28 protein-coding genes are annotated in these 18,631 nt (G+C 42.1%); 12 read left to right on the forward strand and 16 right to left on the reverse strand.

The features are described from left to right. From HG267_RS07740 to HG267_RS07795, 12 genes are all read right to left on the reverse strand, one after another. On the reverse strand, positions 1-366 hold the full coding sequence (locus HG267_RS07740; protein WP_045872783.1) for a hypothetical protein: 366 nt from the start codon (positions 364-366) through the stop codon (positions 1-3). Further along, on the reverse strand, positions 359-721 hold the full coding sequence (locus HG267_RS07745) for a hypothetical protein (RefSeq protein ID WP_045872784.1): 363 nt from the start codon (positions 719-721) through the stop codon (positions 359-361). Before HG267_RS07745 ends, HG267_RS07740 begins: the two co-directional genes overlap by 8 nt. 1 nt (position 722) lies before the next feature. Continuing rightward, positions 723-1,085 (reverse strand): hypothetical protein, encoded by a 363-nt coding sequence (locus tag HG267_RS07750; protein ID WP_045872785.1) that lies wholly within the window; start codon positions 1,083-1,085, stop codon positions 723-725. A 3-nt stretch (positions 1,086-1,088) separates the two neighbouring features. After that, positions 1,089-1,448: a hypothetical protein gene (locus HG267_RS07755; protein WP_045872786.1), complete on the reverse strand. Its 360-nt coding sequence runs from the start codon at positions 1,446-1,448 to the stop codon at positions 1,089-1,091. A 127-nt stretch (positions 1,449-1,575) separates the two neighbouring features. Continuing rightward, entirely contained in the window at positions 1,576-2,415 is an 840-nt protein-coding gene (locus tag HG267_RS07760; RefSeq protein WP_045872787.1) for a hypothetical protein, read from the reverse strand. Positions 2,416-2,417: 2 nt separating this feature from the next. Next, positions 2,418-4,880, reverse strand: coding sequence for a hypothetical protein (locus HG267_RS07765; protein ID WP_045872788.1), 2,463 nt, complete (start codon positions 4,878-4,880; stop codon positions 2,418-2,420). Next, positions 4,880-5,134 (reverse strand): hypothetical protein, encoded by a 255-nt coding sequence (locus HG267_RS07770; RefSeq protein ID WP_045872789.1) that lies wholly within the window; start codon positions 5,132-5,134, stop codon positions 4,880-4,882. The genes HG267_RS07765 and HG267_RS07770 overlap by 1 nt, the downstream gene beginning before the upstream one ends. After that, complete coding sequence (locus tag HG267_RS07775; RefSeq protein ID WP_045872790.1) at positions 5,118-5,699, reverse strand: hypothetical protein; 582 nt, start codon at positions 5,697-5,699, stop codon at positions 5,118-5,120. Before HG267_RS07775 ends, HG267_RS07770 begins: the two co-directional genes overlap by 17 nt. Next, the gene (locus HG267_RS07780; RefSeq protein WP_045872791.1) at positions 5,696-6,394 is read right to left on the reverse strand and encodes a hypothetical protein; all 699 of its coding nucleotides are present in this window, start codon (positions 6,392-6,394) and stop codon (positions 5,696-5,698) included. Before HG267_RS07780 ends, HG267_RS07775 begins: the two co-directional genes overlap by 4 nt. Position 6,395: 1 nt before the next feature. Continuing rightward, complete coding sequence (locus HG267_RS07785) at positions 6,396-7,151, reverse strand: hypothetical protein (protein ID WP_045872792.1); 756 nt, start codon at positions 7,149-7,151, stop codon at positions 6,396-6,398. Positions 7,152-7,153: 2 nt separating this feature from the next. Beyond that, positions 7,154-7,483, reverse strand: a complete 330-nt coding sequence (locus HG267_RS07790) for a hypothetical protein (protein ID WP_045872793.1) — start codon at positions 7,481-7,483, stop codon at positions 7,154-7,156. 391 nt (positions 7,484-7,874) lie between these two features. Next, positions 7,875-10,706, reverse strand: coding sequence for a phage/plasmid primase, P4 family (locus HG267_RS07795; RefSeq protein WP_052335328.1), 2,832 nt, complete (start codon positions 10,704-10,706; stop codon positions 7,875-7,877). Between the two features lie 229 nt (positions 10,707-10,935). Here HG267_RS07795 and HG267_RS07800 point away from each other — a divergent pair, with 229 nt between their 5' ends. Continuing rightward, positions 10,936-11,178, forward strand: coding sequence for a hypothetical protein (locus HG267_RS07800; RefSeq protein WP_155539491.1), 243 nt, complete (start codon positions 10,936-10,938; stop codon positions 11,176-11,178). On the opposite strand, the gene HG267_RS07805 is transcribed toward HG267_RS07800, so the two are convergent. The 4 genes from HG267_RS07805 to HG267_RS41890 form a co-directional block, all read right to left on the reverse strand. Continuing rightward, positions 11,156-11,515 carry a hypothetical protein gene (locus HG267_RS07805; RefSeq protein WP_045872794.1) on the reverse strand — a complete coding sequence of 120 codons (360 nt, stop codon included), beginning with the start codon at positions 11,513-11,515 and terminating at the stop codon, positions 11,156-11,158. The two genes, HG267_RS07800 and HG267_RS07805, sit on opposite strands and share 23 nt — an antisense overlap. After that, a complete protein-coding gene (locus HG267_RS07810) occupies positions 11,512-11,730 on the reverse strand; it encodes a hypothetical protein (protein ID WP_045872795.1) in 219 nt (72 codons plus the stop codon). The genes HG267_RS07805 and HG267_RS07810 overlap by 4 nt, the downstream gene beginning before the upstream one ends. A gap of 117 nt (positions 11,731-11,847) precedes the next feature. Beyond that, on the reverse strand, positions 11,848-12,207 hold the full coding sequence (locus HG267_RS07815; RefSeq protein WP_235623101.1) for a hypothetical protein: 360 nt from the start codon (positions 12,205-12,207) through the stop codon (positions 11,848-11,850). A gap of 281 nt (positions 12,208-12,488) precedes the next feature. After that, the gene (locus HG267_RS41890) at positions 12,489-12,692 is read right to left on the reverse strand and encodes a ribbon-helix-helix domain-containing protein (protein WP_045872796.1); all 204 of its coding nucleotides are present in this window, start codon (positions 12,690-12,692) and stop codon (positions 12,489-12,491) included. A gap of 145 nt (positions 12,693-12,837) precedes the next feature. Here HG267_RS41890 and HG267_RS07825 point away from each other — a divergent pair, with 145 nt between their 5' ends. The 11 genes from HG267_RS07825 to HG267_RS07875 all read left to right on the forward strand — a co-directional run bounded on the left by HG267_RS07825 (position 12,838) and on the right by HG267_RS07875 (position 18,320). Next, positions 12,838-13,008 carry a hypothetical protein gene (locus HG267_RS07825; protein WP_155539493.1) on the forward strand — a complete coding sequence of 57 codons (171 nt, stop codon included), beginning with the start codon at positions 12,838-12,840 and terminating at the stop codon, positions 13,006-13,008. Then, entirely contained in the window at positions 12,989-13,246 is a 258-nt protein-coding gene (locus tag HG267_RS07830) for a hypothetical protein (RefSeq protein WP_045872797.1), read from the forward strand. The genes HG267_RS07825 and HG267_RS07830 overlap by 20 nt, the downstream gene beginning before the upstream one ends. Positions 13,247-13,557: 311 nt before the next feature. Beyond that, positions 13,558-13,923 (forward strand): hypothetical protein, encoded by a 366-nt coding sequence (locus tag HG267_RS07835; protein ID WP_045872798.1) that lies wholly within the window; start codon positions 13,558-13,560, stop codon positions 13,921-13,923. Positions 13,924-13,992: 69 nt separating this feature from the next. Continuing rightward, complete coding sequence (locus HG267_RS07840; protein ID WP_045872799.1) at positions 13,993-14,223, forward strand: hypothetical protein; 231 nt, start codon at positions 13,993-13,995, stop codon at positions 14,221-14,223. Further along, positions 14,216-14,410 (forward strand): hypothetical protein, encoded by a 195-nt coding sequence (locus HG267_RS07845; RefSeq protein WP_045872800.1) that lies wholly within the window; start codon positions 14,216-14,218, stop codon positions 14,408-14,410. Before HG267_RS07840 ends, HG267_RS07845 begins: the two co-directional genes overlap by 8 nt. A gap of 108 nt (positions 14,411-14,518) precedes the next feature. Continuing rightward, positions 14,519-14,878, forward strand: coding sequence for a hypothetical protein (locus HG267_RS07850; protein WP_045872801.1), 360 nt, complete (start codon positions 14,519-14,521; stop codon positions 14,876-14,878). Then, on the forward strand, positions 14,875-16,113 hold the full coding sequence (locus tag HG267_RS07855; RefSeq protein ID WP_045872802.1) for a hypothetical protein: 1,239 nt from the start codon (positions 14,875-14,877) through the stop codon (positions 16,111-16,113). Before HG267_RS07850 ends, HG267_RS07855 begins: the two co-directional genes overlap by 4 nt. Before the next feature lie 263 nt (positions 16,114-16,376). Then, positions 16,377-16,733, forward strand: a complete 357-nt coding sequence (locus HG267_RS07860) for a hypothetical protein (protein WP_045872803.1) — start codon at positions 16,377-16,379, stop codon at positions 16,731-16,733. Further along, complete coding sequence (locus HG267_RS07865) at positions 16,726-16,914, forward strand: hypothetical protein (protein ID WP_045872804.1); 189 nt, start codon at positions 16,726-16,728, stop codon at positions 16,912-16,914. Before HG267_RS07860 ends, HG267_RS07865 begins: the two co-directional genes overlap by 8 nt. After that, positions 16,892-17,101, forward strand: a complete 210-nt coding sequence (locus HG267_RS07870; RefSeq protein WP_155539495.1) for a hypothetical protein — start codon at positions 16,892-16,894, stop codon at positions 17,099-17,101. Before HG267_RS07865 ends, HG267_RS07870 begins: the two co-directional genes overlap by 23 nt. Before the next feature lie 22 nt (positions 17,102-17,123). Beyond that, positions 17,124-18,320 carry a tyrosine-type recombinase/integrase gene (locus HG267_RS07875; protein WP_045872805.1) on the forward strand — a complete coding sequence of 399 codons (1,197 nt, stop codon included), beginning with the start codon at positions 17,124-17,126 and terminating at the stop codon, positions 18,318-18,320. The last annotated feature ends 311 nt before the right edge of the window (positions 18,321-18,631 follow it).

Genomic DNA, 18,631 nt, shown 5'->3' on the forward strand with positions numbered 1-18,631 from the left:
TTAATCAATTAATTTTTCAAGCTTAAATTTCCAAGCCGCAAACATATCATTTGGTGTAAGTGGTAGATATCTTGAAGCCCTGATAATTTCCGGTGTTCTTAAACTAAATGTAGGATTTCTTAAGTCATTGGGAACAGCAAAAACATAAACAGTTGGGATACTCAGCACCCTAATGTAGTAGTTAGTAGAAGCGCTACCATCTCCATAAATAAAACGAAGATAAGCAGCGCTTCTAAATTTCCACTTGTCCCAATCGTCTTGATTTTGAATAGTTGTAGTGATACGGAAAGTATCACCAAAGGATGAGGGGAACTGCTGCCAACTATTGCTGACAGTCGGTTCACCCAGTGATTCCCAACTAGCCACGGCTGACTACTCGACGGCTAAAGCCAACAGATTTAATAGTTCCAGAACCGCCCCCGGTAATTGAATAGCTTTTGTTTTTGAGTCCATCTAAAATTGTGGCCAACTTATCTTTGGCACACAGTAATTTTAATTGACTACGTTTACCGGCTCCGGTTGTGGTAATTGCAGTTAGCCTACGAAGTATGCCTTTTTTAAGCAATTCTTTGACCGGATATTCGGGCAGATCCTGATCCTCTGAAGGTGCTACAGCAATCCCTGCTTGTGTGGACACATCTCCAGCGTAAAGCCCCGCAGGAGCACGAAAAGCATATTTTTTTGTGTCAATGGTTGCGACATATTTATCTAACTTTGCCATTTTATCCCCTAGAAATTTGTCTTCTACGTTGGTTTAAGGATTTGATTTGTCCAGAAGCTCCGCCAGTAATTGAAAAAGTTTTATCTAGCGCAGTATCAAGCACAGTAGGAAAAACAAGCCGATTACAAAGCAAATCAAATGAGCGTTTTTTTCCGCCAACAATAACAATTGCATTGAGGCGAATTAACACACCTTTTTGTAAAAGGTTTTTGACTGTAAACTCTGGTAAATCAAGTTCATTGTCTGGTGCTGGGTAAATGCCTGTCGTTACACTGCCGATACTTTGGTAAAGCCCAGCCGTTGACTTAAAATAAAATTTATCAAAGTCAGCATTGGCAGCATAATATTTTTGTAATTTGGGCATAAATTACCCAAGTTGTATTCTTGTGGGGTAGTAAGCGGTAAGGATTTTGTGAGATTGGTAAGTACTGCCAATTAAAGATGCACGAGCTTGCATTGCTTTGTCACCGGCAACTATTAATGATGAAACTTTGCGCTTACCATTTGAACCAATATATGAGATTCTAATTTTCCGAATTAAACCATCTGCAACCGCACGTCCAACGGTTGTACTAGGAACGCCTGCTGGTGGATCTCCTACCAACTTCACTACACCCAAGGCTGCACCAACACTAGAATAAACATCAGGTAGAACTAATAAAACTCTATTGTCTCCCGTGCCAACTACGTGAGGTGTATTTTCAACTCCAGCTACTCTTGTAGGCATAAATTAAATGCAGATTTTTGCTAAAAATTAACTTATTAATAACTAGCACTGCTTTATATAGGTTGCGAGAGTTGGAAAGGTTATACCTTTCCCTATGTTGCGGAATGAAAATAAAAAAAATAAGTGTTTACGCAATCAAGGCTGTATTTCTAAAAGTGGTATCTATCAGAAAAATTGGGGAGGCTGAACCACCGAAGGAAACATAAGCATACCTAAACCTTAAATTGGCTACCGGACGGTATGCATATTGCTTGTATTGTTTACCTAAAATTGTGTCGGTTGTGTTTATAACTTGAGTTGTGCTGTCTTTTTCTGGTGTATTAACATTCATTTTGTTAATGTCAAATGGTCGGTCAATCACATTGCACAATTTCCCATATAACTCTATTGCCTCGCTCTTAGAATTAACCAACCATCGAGTACCTTTAGGAAATCCGTTCGCTGGGTCTGTATAGCTTACTGAAAGCTTACCAGCAGTATAGATAATGCCTTTACCACCAGAAACAAACTGAGCTTTTATTTCATGGGCAATATCTAATAAATTAGCTTTGGTAACAGCAGGTAAGGATTGACCAGACTTGCAAGCATAACGAGTCAAGCGGCACGATTTTTCATGGTCAAGCCGTTTACCGTTAAGCGGGACTGCTTGCGAATCTTGGGAGAAATATAAAAATAATTGAGGATGCCCAGCCACGGGTAAAGCTGTATCTATGTTGCTTCCATAGAAAATAGATAAATTTTTCCTAGAATAACCAATAACATCAAAAAATAACGAAGTGCGTAAACTCCAAGTTGCTTCATTATCACCATCAACAAGCCTACAAGCTAACTTTAAACTTGACCGCACATTTGATAAATCACCATTACCTTGAACATCACTAAAAAACTTATCAACCCTACGGTTGTATTCAAGCATATAAGTTTTTTGTAAATGTTCCCAACCGTTGAAATTTTCAGGAAGTGACATAGTTAATCATCTCCATCAAATAAATCAGTGATGTCAAATAATGGTGGAGCGCTTACAGCTTTACCCGCTTCTACTGCGACTTTAACCTTGGCTGCTTCCCCAACATCTAAACCATCTTTGGTATCAGGTTCTTGTTTAACTGCTTTGATAAATTCCGTTGTTGAATTTGTAAGTTCTGTAACTGCGTTTACGCCATCAACAGGAATTTGGGCAACCATTGCAACGGTGTTGGCTCCTTCTTGCAACTGTTGCAATTTGGTTATCCATTTATTGTCAAAGCTTGGTTGTGGATTCATCCAGTTATAAGCTTTCTCACCCACTACACCCCAAATCCTGAGAGCATTACCAATTTTGCCCGTGTAACTGCCAATAACTTCTAGAGCATTCGTAATTACAGAGTTAACATTCATCAAATTATTCAAAACATTGGTTGTAGCTTGGTAGATTCTATTAGCTTTCTGCCAAGCTGCGTTGATGGATTGATAATTTTCCTCACCAACAATACCCTTTACTAAATTCTCAACAGTTGAATTGATAATTTGCCCGATATCAATATTGCTTCCTGTATCATCCTTTAACCCAATCAAACCAAGAATATTACTTAATGCACTGCCTAAAGTAGTTGCAATATCATTTGAAAGTTGAAAGGCATTATGTACAGTGGTTGCAAAAATCATCATGTTTAGCAGTCGGTCAAGATGCAACCATTTTGAGAATCGGTCAAGCTTGCCACTGATGCCACCGGGAACCTGATCGCCTAGTTTGTTGTTGATAGTTGTCAAAATTCCCAACTGAGCAGCATTAGCACCAGTGTTGACCGCATCTAATAAAGAATTGGCATTGTTGTTAGCGTTGTTGTTGATGTTGCCTACAGCATCATTGAGGCTTTTCCCAGCACAGCCACCGTTAAGACTTCGACAAATTGCTGTACCTGTGGCCTGTTCAATTTGTCCGGTTGTGGGCAAATCTGGCTTGATGGTTTTAGCCGTGAGCGCTGGGATAAGTCCCAGCTTGGCAGAAATATCATCTAGTTTGGGTAAAGCTGCATCATTCACTTTCTTTTGCTCTTTGATATCTTTTTCTAATTGGGGGATTTTTTGGCTAAGATTGCCAGTTTGAATTTTCAAACTATTAATCTCAGATGGTGAAGGTAAAGATTGCTTAGTTTTATCTAAATCAGTCCTTAACTTCTCAAGTTCTTTGGTTTGTTGTTTTAAGTCAGCCTTAATTTCTGTTTTGAGCTTCTCAAGTTGCTGGGCAGTTTGAGCCGATGATGTGGTGGTATTAGAAGATATTGTGACGCTTGTAGATTTGAGAATTTCGGCTTGTGCGGCTCTAATATCTTCATTCCATTTAGCCGCGCCAGCTTCAAAAGATAAACTGTAAGTATCTTTTAGGCTTTTAGTCACGCCTTCATAACTAGTGACAGTTACACCACCAATATCTTTAATTTCTTTGCCTTGAGCATCAATTTTAGGCTGAATATCTTTTCTGAGGATATCTTTAATTTCTGCTATCTTTCCATCAACATATTTGATAGTAGTACCTACTATTTCATCAGGCTTGATTTTAGCAAGCTCTTTTTGAATGTTGATAATAGTAGGCGGAAGTGCATCAAGTTTCTTTTCTAGAGATTCATTCTTTTTAGCGGCTTCCTTAACGCCAATTCCTACCTTGATAATTTCAGTTTGCAAATTTTTGATTGCCGAAGTACCTGAATCCGAAATTTTAGACCTGATAGTTTCTAGCTGTGCTTTAAAGTTTTCAAATTGGGTATCTATTTTGGTTTTAATGCTAGATATCTTATTTTCTAGTATTTCTCTGCCTTTTCTGACTTCATATAAAGCATCGTTAGCCAGTTTTTTATTAACATTAATTTTGTCTTCTAAAATTTTTCTACCTTGTCTGGTTTCATACAAGGCATTGTTAGCATTTTCTCTAACTGTGGGGAACTGCTTCTCTAGAGTGTAAATTCTATCCCTAGTACGCTGGTCTTGTAGTTCAAATTCCTTCACCTTTTTATTCGTTGTATTCAACTGTGATTTGGTTAGTTGAACACTACTTAATGCCTTAGATAAATCATTTCCCAACCTGTCAAAGTTTCTGTCATTAGCTGCTTGCACAAGTTCATTGAGCTTGAGCATAAATGTTGCTATTCCCAATGAAATTGCCAGGCTATATAAAGCACCCATGACACGACCAGAACCTGATGCTTTTTGTGTTTGGGTTCCACCTGGTACTTTTTTTAAGAAAGTATCCCAAAGAGTTTTAGTTTCCTTGGCACTTTTTTTCAAAAGTTTCATTCTTTTGGCTGCTGCTCTAGCACCACCCCTACTCATAAACTGAGAAGTTGCACGACTAGCGCGTTTAGCTTCCAGCAACATTTTTTGGGGGTTGCCATTCATATACCTAGATGCTTTATAAGCTCTTAAAGCACTTGGCGATATCTGTTGAAATACAGTCATTAGTCCTCTATAAAAGCTTGAATAATTGATTGAAAAATATTGCGGTTATTACTAGCAGTTTTGTTATGTTCTCCGACAGCTTCAGTCAGATGACCAACATCATCAATCACACTTTGAATAATTCCGCCTAAATCTAAAATATCTTTTTCAGCCTTGGTTAATCTCTCGCCAATTCTGGCTAACTTATCAACCTTATTTTCTAACTCTTGAATTCTTCTATATAGCTTTAAAACCTCATCATCTGTTTGCGCCATCGAGCTTATCTCCTACTCTTCTCAATCTGCTATCGATAGCCTCACAATCAAGGCAGTAATAACCTGGATATTTAGCTTTATTTACTCGCGTTTCGTGGGGTAAGCAGCCATCGCATTTCACAACATAAGCTGATGTATCGTATACCTCCCATCCATAGAAAGTAGTAGGGGTATAAGCACATATCATTTTGTTAGCGCTAAACTCTGTTTCGTAAGTGTATTTTCTAACAAGATAAGTAGCGTATTCCGGGGTGTCTTTCTCAATAAAAAACACGGTGTAAATCAGGTTCGCAAAGCTTTGGTATCCGGCTTTGTAATATCTCCATCCGCCTTCAGAGAAGACATACAAGTTTCTATCAAATATCTCTCCAGCCCAATTACTAGGAATAACATTTATTAGCTGTCGTGTATTTTCCCATTGATTTTTGAGATATATTTTCTTGGATGAATTATATACATCTATTTTGATAGGTGGGTCGTCGAAAATTGCTGTCTTACTACCATTGATGGTTTCAACAGTGATACTTGCTTTAGAATTATCTGTGCTACAAAATTGCTTTGTCATTCTAGTTCAGTTTTTGTAACCACAATTGCTGCATACTTCGTATCATTAATGATTTTTATTCCCCATAATTCAGCCTTCATTGTTTTGGAGAATATGAAAGCGCCCAAGGCATTGAATATAATTGCAACTAGAATATTCTGTGCTTTACTGGCATCTGACAAGGACAAGTCGGAAATTTTAATTCTGATTTCGTTGATATCCTGTGAATAATTGAATCCCAGTAATTCAGCTAAGTTATCAATTAATCCAGCAGGCTTGGAAGATAAATATCTTAAATTAAATGCCTGTGATGCACTCTCAGAATAATTCGACTCATACTCCAGCCATTCGTTAAAACCTACAAAGTATTGAATAGTTGGTAGTCCTAGAACATCTATTAAGTTAATAGGTGCAATGCCATCAACACTTTGATAAGAGACTGATTGATTAAAACCAACGGGAATAGGTGCAAAGGGAAGAGTTAAGCCACCAAATATCACAGATGATATTCCAGCGCTATAACTGTAAAAGTTGAAGCTTGGTATTACTTGGAATGCTACTAATGCACCCCTGGAAAAGTGACTTAAGCTACTAATAGAACCTACTTGAATAGGGGGAATATATGAGTAAAAAGTAAAAGAATTATCAATACTTTTACTCATACCTCCTGAGTAGGAACTAAAGCTGATAACTGGTGCTATTCCTACATCTGTCATACTATTTCAGAAATATGCTTGAGTATGAAGCTCCCCCATTCCAGACCTTAATCCAGTCTCCTACTGTTGCAAATAAGCCAAGTCCATTACCCGCCCCAAGAGCAATATCATCACTGGTAATCCCTAAGACTGATTTACCAGAAGAATAGATTATCAACCTGGGAATAATATCATTTTTGTTGTAGTGATTCGTTAGTGAAATATTCCCATGAATTACTGCCCACTGTGTTTCACCTAGTAAGCTGGCGGCGGCACCAACCCCACGAAATAACATACTATTGAAAAAATTCTGCCAATGCAAAAAAGTGCAATAGAAATTTTCATCAACATTATTGAGTGTTGCAGGTCTAAACCATCCCAAAATATGAGAAGTTAAGTTCTGATAGACAACAAGAAAGTCAAATTCACCAGAATTACTTCTAAAAGTTTTCATACTAACTGGTGAAGTATTTACAAAAGTAACCTGAACACCAGCGCTACCAGAATTAGTACCAACGTGTGTACTGGCATTCCAGCCTGTATGAAATATCTGGGATATTATCAAGCCACTAGTAACACTAATTTGAAAGTAAACATTATCGTATGTTTTTCCCAGCCCTAAAGACTTTTGAAATACTAGATTTCGCGTTGTGCTAACTGTGTAATCATCAATCGCCGTATATCCCAATGTACTAACCCAGGCTGCTTTGATGGCATCAGTTAGAGATGTTTGGGTAACTGGTGAAACATCTGTCAAGGCTGTTACTGTGCTTACCATTTTTAATAATCCATCGGGTTAGTTGTGCTTGTGGGTTCCTCTTTGTAGAGTTCGACTGTGTAAGAGGTAACGCGATAGCGAATTGAGTTTTGGGTTAATAAACTTTCGCTGGGTTCGCTGATCACCACAGAGACATCAGAACTTGCGGTTCTTGATGTCTCGTTGAGAACAGTTGAACCTTGAAGTAGAAATGCTACAAAAAGTGATTCAGCATTATTTGTTGATGAGGCAACTAGTCCCACACCAGTTAAACCTGATTTAGGAATCACAACTTCATCAGCATCTTGAGTTGTGCCTGTTCCAAAAACTTGGGCTAAGGTTGGCTCCGCCATAAAACTGGATTTTTTTATTGAAGTGAATAAATCCGTTGTAATAGCAGCATAAAAAATAGTAAATCTTCCACTTTTATGTAGAAGTGGAATATTGCAAGTATCCAGAAGCCTTGCTATGTCTGATTTGCGGGTTTACTACTGCGTAAGAGATGCACAATATACCTGTTTTACCCTTACAGGTACTTAAACAGGAACATGGCGATCGCAAAACCAAGCAATCACACCTAATCAATAACTTTTATAAACTTTGGCTAAGTTCACTTAACTTAGTTTGCTGAAGGTGTGGTCGCACTGGTTACAGTACAACCTTTGAACTTTCTCGCCTGTTCGCCTCAGCTTGTTGTGCCCATTGCGAAAAATGCGATCGCTTCCGCAATGAGGGCATCTTAAATCACTGGGTAGGGGGTTTCTCAAGCTTTGAGGGTTTGACGTATTCTTTATGCCCTGACTTAAATTCAATTTGGTATCTTCTGGGGTTGGATTCATAACCCACTACCTCTACTCGTTCACCACCATATATAGCCGGCTGGTTTAATTCTGGCTTCCAAGGGAATTTATCATCAATGAATTTTTTGGCCGCCGTTTCCAGTTGAGCGATCGCATCGTCTTTACCCCGGCTGGAGATTGCTAACTCCTTAACTTGCCCTTCAACGCTAATTTTCCATCTGGTGCGGTTGTCTTCTTGGTAGCGAAGGGGGGTAAATCTAACTAGTTTCCCGGAAACCTCATTGTGAAAGGCTTTTGGTAATGGGAGTGAGGTTCTTGGGCATAAAATTTCGGTTTGGGGTTGGTTGTCGCTGGGGATATTTTCGCAAATAAAATTTTCGGTAATAGTAGGGGCTGAACCGTCACTAACCGTCACTTCCTTATTTGGCAAGGGTTCTGAACCGTCACTTGAACCGTCACTTGAACCGTCACTTTTACCGTCACCGGCTGCGACACGTTGCATAAGGTAAAAATCATGGGTCGGAATATGGTCATCTGTCCCAGCTATTCTCAGTCGCAAACCGCGTACAAATTTACCTGTATTGGTAACTTTTCTATCTACTTCCCAGCCGATGACACTACGGCACAACTCGATTAGATCGGGGGCAAAGTTTTTGTGGCTCTTGGGAACATCGCCCAATGCATTGCAGTGACGGACATAGGAGCCAAACAAAGTAACAATTCTTTCGCCGTTAGCCCCTTCTTGTCTGTTACTTCCTACTGGTGTTACGGATGTAGGGTCATAAATAATTTGTTGATTGAGCCAAGCGGCGATTGAATCAATCCTCATCCGGTTTTCCCAGAATTCCAAAGTACATTCTGGAATTTCTCGGATTCCCCGCAGCACACTGGTAACGTGGCTGTCTGGAATGCTCAACAGGTAATTGGTAAAAGCTGAGAGTTCCGGTTCAAATTCGGCTTCCAAGTCTCTCACTTCGCCTGGGGCAACTGGGTTGTTACAGGGAACTGTAATCACCCGCCGTTTAACTCGGCTAGCACTGTCACCACCAAAGACGGGGAAGTTACTCATCACCAGTACCATACCGTCAAATCTGTACTGGAAGGCTTTCTTACGTTTTTCCTCAGCTCTAATTAAATCCTGTCCTGTCAGGCTGAGAAATTTCCCTAGCTTACCTTGCTGTCTGTCTTCATCTGGGAAGACTACTAACCGCTTGCGGTAAGCGTTTGCGCCTTCAAATCGATTCTGACACCATTCCTCAAGCGTGGTTGTGTGGACGTTTTGAGCGCCAATTAAGTTGATGATCAGCCTGGAGAATGTTCCCTTACCTGTTCCCCCCAAACCAATGAGGTGAAGGAACTTCTGTAAGTCGCAACGTCCTTTGAGTACAGCGTTGCAGTAGCAGAGTAACAAGTCTTTGATGGCAGCATTGCCACTGGACAAGTGATCCAAAAAATTGTTGATGGTATCCCAGTTGCCTGACTGAGTGTAATCTCTGGGTAGTTGCCAAGTCAGGCGATAGCCGGGGGCATGGGGCATTAGCTCCCCAGTAGCAATATTTAAAACCCCGTTGCGGAATGGAAGCAATTCGTTGGGCGATCGCTCTCCCCAGGTTCGCTCAATCAGTTCATGCCGGAGAATTTTGACAACACTGGAGATGAAGCTAGCCGAGAAATTCTCAAACCCTTCAGATAACACTATTTGGTAGATTACTGATTCAATATATTCTTCGGTTTCGGCTGTCCACATCCCGTCATGGTCGGCTGCATATCGCATCCAGCAGCTAATCTCGTTGTTGAATGCCAGGATATTGCGATATTTCTCAGCAATATGTCGGGCCACAAAAACTTGTGATGGCTTGCGATCGCTTTCGTCAACAGTACCCTGGGGACGGAACTGTTTTTCTAGCCGACTAATCGCCTTGGCATAGGCTGAATCAAACGCGCCGCTACCACTATTCATGATTAAGTCGTCGAGTCCTTTTCCTTGTTCTGGTCGCCAAAAGATATCTTCGACGTAACACTTGGCTGTTCTAAGCAAAGTGTTAGTCAAGTTTCGCTTACCTGCACTGACAGATGCTTTCGCCTTTGGTTTCTCGTCTCTGTCTAGGGCAAACAACCACATAGCATCATCTTTGTGGAATTGTTCTAGGTCAGGGATGAGTACGGGTGCGATTTCATTGCCGTCCGTATCTTTGGATTTTACCCCGCAACGACAACCGTAAAGCGCCATGACAACATAGCCTTGGCTGAAACCGCTTAATGCTTTCTTGCCACCTTCACCAATAATTCTGGGAATGGATGAGTTTTTATACCATTCCCAAAAACTACCTTCCATTGGGACTTCTACACCGTAGCGTGATGCAATTCGTTTTCTAATTGAGGCGGGGATGGGGGGCAGAAAAACTCTGTCGCCGTTGTCATTCGGTGCGCGATAGAGATACGGGCGTTGGCGTTCTTCATCCCATAAGCTCAGTACCGCTTGCCAAATTGAGCCGTCCTCATTTTTAAAAAATGCTGCATATAATGTTTCCTTAACTTGTTTGCCAAAACGGGTGAAGTGCCAATTTAGAGCTTCATGAATCGGTGTTGTCGGCTCATTCCCTGGCAGAATTTCTAAACTTTCATGAAACTCTATACAGTGTTTAAACAGTTGTGGGTCAATTCCGCTACCCTCAATAAATGCTGTTTCAACAAATTCTTTGAATTCGTCAAATGAGTTAAATTTATTCTGCTTTTCTGTCTCTAATACTTGTGTGGAAGCAGTTTTTTTAACCATTTCTACCTCCAAAAATGTTAGAATTAGTTAAAGAAAAGAATTGATTTTGTTGAAGGTTGCTGTTGCAAACCTTCTTTTTTTGTGTGAGTAATTTCATAATTTTACCTTGTAAAAAAAAGAACTATGTGCTTAGAAAAAAGAGTCAATTAAGCAAGTATTCTGTTGTTTTTGTGTTTCATAAAAGACAAGGGACAGGAGACAGGGTATGAGCGGTTGATGTGTTTCATGGATGAGTACAAACGTTCTGTTATGGGGTGACGGTAGAAGTGACGGTAGAAGTGACGGTAGAAGTGACGGTAGAAGTGACGGTAGAAGTGACGGTAGAAGTGACGGTAGAAGTGACGGTTCAGAACCCTTGCTGTGTAAGGAAGTGACGGTTAGTGACGGTTCAGGGTCTACTATTACGAAAATTTTTCTAGCAGACAGATCACCCCTCATTGATGTCAGATTTAAAAGCCGCCTCCTGAAATAAACCAACGCTCATCAAGTTGGTCTACCAATTCCTTCCATCCGTGGATAGGCATTCTGTTTCCGTAGCCGTGCTTCTTAAATGCAGCTTGAATATCTTCGTCTTGCCAGTTGATCACGAGTATTTGCATGAGGTTTTGGCACTGGAAGTAAAGATTAAGTAGTTGGGTTAGGCGAATAATTACTTTGTCTGGTGCTGCCAGTGGATGAGGCATTGCTTTTTGATATCTGGTTTCTACTTCCCTGATGAATGCTTGAACTCTAGGGTTCTCCCATTTCCACCCCAGGCGAGTTAATTCGGTGTTTAGTCCGTCAATTACTTGTTGTGTTGCCATAGTCATTGGGTTTTAAATTCCTTAATCCATTGGTTGCGGTCAACAACGATGTAGAAAAAGCATTCGTAGTACTTGCCACCTACTTCTTTTGGGTTGAGTTGAAAAACTCTGTCGCCCCAAATCACTACTTGGGGATATTCCTTAAATGGCGGAAGTTCGGCTTCATGGACAAGGTGTCCGGTGGCAGTTTTTAGGGTTACTTTCAGTGAGTCGTTAGTCATTGGGTATTAGTTATTGGGTGTTGGGTATTGGCGATCGCTTGTCTGTTTCTGGGGAATAGCCATAAAAAATGGCGGTAGCCGATCAGCTAACGCCATGCTTAAGTCATTGGGCATGGTTTAACGTCGCCGATCGCGTTCTAAGTCGTAGATAACTTTCTCTAAATACCAGTTGTCAGATTTACCTGGATTTTTTCTTCGCTGTTGTGCTAAAAGTCGCTTGGCTGTTGCTACATCACCTTTAACCAAAATGAGTAAATCACCTTGTAGGTATCTGTTTCTGGGGTCTGTTCGGTACGAGTGAGACATCCTGCCTTGCGGTTGCTTGGCGAATTTAGAGATGAAAGCTTGCCACTCGCAATAAACATATTTAGTCAGTTCTATGAATGCGACTATGCAGTAGTAAATAATCAAGAGATTCAGCAGAAGACTGAATATAATTTCCATAGGAATTGAAAGGTAGATGTTCAATTCCACCATGCGAAACATTCTCCGGATTCAGCATCGGAGAATTTTCGCATTTGTGTTTAAAGTGTTGGGGATTAGGTATTTTCATGGGTCATGATCGCTCAAAGGTAGGCACACAAAAAAACCGCCTGCTTTATGGGCAGTACGGCTTCAATGTTTTTCAGTTAGTTGTTTTTCTATTGTTGATTGCAGGGTTTCAAATTGCTGAATCCTTGATTCGAGCTGTTTAACTTCCTCTTGCAAGGAATTGATCATGCCAAGTTTTAGAGCAACTTGACTACGATACTCAGCAATTAGCTCCCTAAAGACTCCCCCATGATCTGAGCTTCTGAAGTCGATAAGACTTGTTCTCTCGCTATTCGCTCTATAAGTTCGCTCCGACTTATCCCTAGCAACTGAGCTTTCTGATCTAACATTTCCACTCCAGCCGGGGTCAAAGTGACTGTTACGTCTTTCTTCTTCATCCCGTGTACAGCTGTCTTCGCCTTTCGTGCCATTTGGATTGCCCATGTAAACCTACCTTATTTTACCCATGTAATGATTGCTTGTTTTACCCATGCAATGCTAGCATCAACTTATTACATGGGTAAAGTAGTTTTATCTTGGCACAAAACAAACAGAGATAGCAGCCTGTAGCCCGTAGTGCAAACAGAAAAAGACCTGCCAGCGCTGAGAACCTTATGCCCTATCCCCCTCATCCCCAAACTAGGCAGAGATAGCAGCCTGCCAGCACTGAGCGAACGCCAAAGACCTGCTAGTGGGAAACGCCAGTTAACCGACAACCGCAAAAGCTATGAAACAACTACTCAATGAAATACTCGCCAACTGCGATCGACCTCAAGCTCTAGGAATAGCAACACTCATCTGCCTAGCCCAAAGAGAAGCAACCACAGTCGAATATCAATTTGATGAGATGAACTTCTCAGATGTCCCGCCGGAGTTGGTTATCGCCTGTGACCAGCTAACCGACGACAACCAACTAGAGCTTGTTTGCTGGCTAGCGCACAATTACCAGACTGAAAACTACACCAAGCCAGGAGCGATCGCTTAATTCAATAGAGGTAAAAAATGTCAAAAAAGAATCTTGTGCAGATTAATAACAGACGCAAAAAACGCGGGTTAAAGAAACTCAGGGGAATACAACGCCCCACTGTTTACAGTGCAATTGAGCCATGTTCCATAACGCCTGTACTAATAGGAACTGCACGCCAGGAGCAATCGCCCAAAGACCAAAAGCAATCAACCTAGGAGGAGGAGCAAAATAAAAATCGCTGAAACCCGTGAGTAGAGAGACTTCAGCGAAAGGTCGAATAACTATGAAGTTGTTGAAAAACTGAACGTAAACCTATTAATAACCTTACTATGACTGACCAACACATCGCCGATCGCCACATTGCTAACGGCAAATCAAGCGGTAATAGTGGCTTAAAAGGACGTAAAAAGCAATGGAAAGACCTAACTATTGACCCACTAGCGGAAGGTTTTGACTCACATCAAGCTGAGTATGTAGTCGGAAAGTCCCCCGTTACCTGGTCAACTCTAGAACCTGGTCAACTCTTCTCAAGATCCAAAACTGGTAAAAGCTTGTACGTAAAGATTAACGACGGCCGCGCGATCGGACTAGATACCAAGCAAGCAATCGACATTAAACCAAGTATTCGGCTCACATTGCAGGTGTGGTTAGTTACAAGCTTCAATTCCACAACTGCAAGTAAAGCCGATTTTTAGGCGATTTCCTTGGACGGAACGCGATCGCCTAATCCAGTTCTTACACCAGATACGAAAGGATTTTACCAGATGGAAACTAATTCAAACCACCCAAAAAATGACATTAATTCTGTTAGCTTTCCCGAAGGTCAGCTACTCGCTAACGGTGCCAGTGCAGAGGAAACCGCTAATATCTCAGCCGCTTACCACCTGGGTAAACCATTACCCACAAGTGACATCGAGGTGATTAACCGCGTAGCAGATCGCCTTACTCAAACCAGTGGCTATGGCAAATACAGCGATTGGGGGAAAGATGAATAATCAACTTTATCAAGCATCGATGTCAGCGCTAACGGCTCACGGTGTACCTGAAGACATAGCCGAAAGAGCTTCCGCCGTCGTCGCTAAAGATGAGCCTGGATTACCCAACTTGGGCCGATCAGATGAAGACCAGCAAGCGGTCAATCAAGCAATGGCTTTCCTTGATATAAGTGAGGATGAGCCATGAATCAAGTGATAATCGTCTTGATAACAGCCTTATCACTTCTTTTTTCGCTAATTGCCCTTTATAAGCCGCAAAACGAACGCCCTTTCTACCTGAAGATTGAGGTGCAGTATGGCAGATGAGCAAAAAATCGTAGTGGAAATTCCCAGCGATCGCACTCCTTATGCACCCATGCCCCAGCAGCAAACCAACAAAATTGAGGAGTTTCGCCAAGGGTGGATAAATGCGATCGCAATTCCTGGCAACCTACCAGACCTAGTATTTGATATCACCGCATCAATTACTATCCCCGCACTGGTTAGTAGCTGCTGGGCAAGCTTTCCATTGCCAAATTTCATGAGAGTTGGTGGTGCGATCGCCTTTGTGATTATGGTGCTGGTACTGTGGCAACTGCTAGCGATTCCCGAATTACAGCGTATCTTGGCTTTTCGTCTGGCATTAGCAACAGTGGGGGTAGTGCTGGGATTATGAGCCAATTACACCCCTCACAAGTACACACTTACTTGCAGATGCACAGTAGAGCAAAAGCAGCATCTTGGCTGTGCTGGGCCACATCAGTATTAGTCTTGTGCGCTGCCGTTGATGTTCAGCAAAAGCAAATCAGGCCTTGGCTGTTTTTTGGGGCTGCAACTGCCCTGTGGGGTGGAGGAAATCTCAAAAAATCAGCTAAACAATTAAACCAGATGCTAGGCGATATCGACCAAGCATCAAGGGTTAACTATCAAGCGTTAGCGAGAACTCAAACCCAGCCAACCGCACAACTAGCCTTAACGGTTGGTGCTATTGATGCCAATTGGCAACCCGAAAACATGATTACAGACCCCATTGAGTACATCCAGAAAAAACAGAAACACGTCGCTTTAGTTGGCGGGACTGGGGACGGTAAGTCAACTTTTACTCAGTTCTTATCATCAAAAATTGGTGGTAGAGTCGTTGTCTATGATTCTGATGCCAAACCTGATGATTGGGGATGGATTGATCAAGCCGATGTCATTGGGCGCAAGGGAAATTTTAAAGCCATCGACACCGCGATGGGACAAGACTTAACCACCTTACAAGAACTTGTTCAGCTACGCGGTGAGGGTGGAGATAACGCGATCGCCGGGCGAGAACGGTTCATGATTGCTGAAGAATTCCCGATTTTGGTGGATGAATGCGACAACGCTACCTCCTGGATTAAACGCCATGCCAAGCGTGGTAGGCGTTACAAGCAGTTTATCTGTGCGCTTGCCCAAAACGACACCGCAGAGAATTTCGGGTTGCAGGGAGATAAGGACACACTCTACAGCTGCTTTGTGCTGGTGAGGTTGGGGCAATTTGGTCGTGACCACGCCAGGACGAAACTAAAAGATGATCGCCTTGAACAGTGGTTAAAAGCTGGTGATAAAAAGCGTTTCATGGTTGATGACCTTCCCTGTGAGCTTGACTTAAGTAACTGGGGAACCACACCAGCAGCCTCACCACCAACGCCAAAGGAGAAAATAGATAAGCTCACAGAGCTTAACGAGTATGAGCAATTTATCCTCAACTGGGGACAATCTCACCCAGGAGAGATTTTAAAAGCTCGCATACTTCTAAAAGCCAGCCGGCTTTTTGATGGGATGCAACCGGACGAGGTGCGGATCATCTTTGCAGCACTAGCTGATAGGGGCTTGGGAGAAATAGAAGGCAGTGGTGATCGCCTGGGTTGGAAGTGGATAAATTAGCGTCCACAGTCCGTCCACAGTTCGTCCACAGCCTGCAAACACCAGTTTTATCCTTAAAAATAAATCAGTTTCTAGTGTTTGCAAGTGGTACTGTACCCGCCAAATAATGCATCAATTGAGCTTGTCTAAGTTGTCCACAGCGTCCACAGAAAAAATGCCCAAAAAATCGGCTGTGGACGGCTGAAAATGCCGAAAAATCAAGCTTTGGGCGACTGTGGACATTATTTAAAAATCCGATAAATAACGAAAAATAAAGACAATCTATGGAAGTACACGGAAATTTACCGTACACCGAAATTCACGGCGATTTAATTCCCAAAGAGTATTTTTTAAGCGAAATTTGTGACTCTTGGAATATCCCACCCACGGACGACAGCGAACTACAAGAAATCATCAACAAAATGGGTGAACTAAACGCCACTGACGAATTACATTTTCTCGACCGCTTACTGCGGCGACTTGCCTACACCTTCAGAGGATTGCCATCAGCCAAAACCTGCAAAGGCTTAGATTTTGAAATTCTGTGCGATCAATACATCTCGCGTCTCACAATCAACCAGCGAATAGAAAAGATTCAAGAATTGTCCAACAAAATTCAGATTCGGCGATTTTATGAGTAATCCAATTGAAATCGAATATGACGAAGATGACGACCAAGGCAATTTCGAGTTTTATGGGGAATGCCGTGATTGCGGAGGCAATATGTTTATCGACCTGGATGACGAAGAGGAAAAGCTTGCCTGTTGCGAAGACTGCGGGTACGTAATCGACTTAGACAGTGGTCGTCATTTCGGAGCTTAAACAAAAGCGATCGCGCGTGCCAGGTGCGATCGCTTCTCAAACTAAGTGTGAATACAGGTTATTGACTGGGAAAGCGATCGACTTGGGAAAGGAGCGATCGCCTTTGGGAATTTGCAATTACAAATCCGTTATTGGGTGCAATAGACCCCAGGGTAAAGCTGACCACAGCTTAACACGCGATTTTTAGAACTAGTTAGTGAGGATTCTCGGTGTCACCGGCTGCAAGCGAAGATAAATGGATCAACGTTGATCCGCGAACGAGAAAGCTGTCAATTCGCTTTCGAGTTCGCGGGTTTGATGGTCAGTTTTATATCAGCACTGGACTGAGCGACACCAAGCGCAACCGTGAAATCGTGAGAACGCGCAGAGATGCGATCGCCAATGACATTACACTAGGTCGTTTCGATAGCACCTTAGACAGTTACCAGTTTCACGCGACTGCGATCGCACCCGCAGCGCTAGCCCCAAAAAAGTCTAAAACCAAGTATCAGTACAACTTGCAAGAACTTTGGGAAAGGTTCACCGAGTTTCAGTCAACTCAACTTGAAGAAACCACAATTCGGGGTAAATATCGGGCGATAGAGAGAATCATCAGCCAATCCCCAACCCAGGAATTAATACAAGCACCTAAAATTCGTGATTGGCTTCTAGCTACGTTCTCTCATTTTGTGGCGTGGGAGTCATTATCGTTTTTCAGCCGATGTTGTGCGTGGGCCGTATCTTCGCAACTCATCCCAGACAATCCCTTTGCAAACCTCAAAATTCAAAAACCCAAAAGAAAATCTACTCAGGGTGAGGATTTCCGCGCATTCACCCTGGAGCAGAGAGACTTGATCATTGAGACTTTTGAGCAACATCATCTCTACTGCCATTACGCCCCATTAATAAAATTCCTCTTCTGGACAGGTTGCCGACCAGGTGAAGCGTTTGCTTTGTCCTGGGCAGACATCAGCAGTGATTGCAGGCGAATCACCTTTGATAAAAGCTGCAACTACTTCCGAATCATGAAGGGAACGAAGAACGGAAAGCGGCGTGTGTTCCCCTGCCAGAGTGGGTCAAAACTTCAACACTTATTGCTCAACCTCAAACAAACCGCCAGAAAGCCCAGCGATTTAGTCTTTCTGTCTAAAGGCGGAAAGCCTATAACAACAAGCATTTTGTTTGACGCTTGGAATCAGAGACGCTCTGGAGAATATAGATATACGGGTGTAGTCAGGCAATTGGCATCTGAGGGTAAGTGCCCTTACCTGAAAATGTATGCAACCAGGCACACCTTTGCAACCTGGGCGATCAGCTGTGGGGTATCGCCGGACAAAGTTGCATTGTGGATTGGTGACAATGTAGCGACAGTGTTGAAATATTACTGCCACCCAGAAACAGTTAGTGCAGACTGCCCAGACTTTTAAAATTACCTGAGCAAAATTTACTACTCAAATGCTACTCAAAAAAGTGCCTGAATTACGCTTTCTAGCGTTACTTAACAGTTCTAGTCTAACTTTTCGCAAATAGCACGACAGCTGTGGAAGATGCTTTGTAATATTGATTTAAGTAGTTAAAATAATGTATTATTTTATGCTATTAATACCTAATTAACACGGGAAATCTCCATAGTCTGAGCTTTAGTATTGTAGAGCAAAAGTAAAATTCAGTTGTAATAGTATAGAGACGTTGAGAACAACGTCCCTACAATCGCGTCAAAAACGACGCGAGGGCAATT

It is taken from the genome of Tolypothrix sp. PCC 7601 (assembly GCF_025677855.1).
Classification (GTDB): Bacteria; Cyanobacteriota; Cyanobacteriia; order Cyanobacteriales; family Nostocaceae; genus Aulosira; species Aulosira diplosiphon.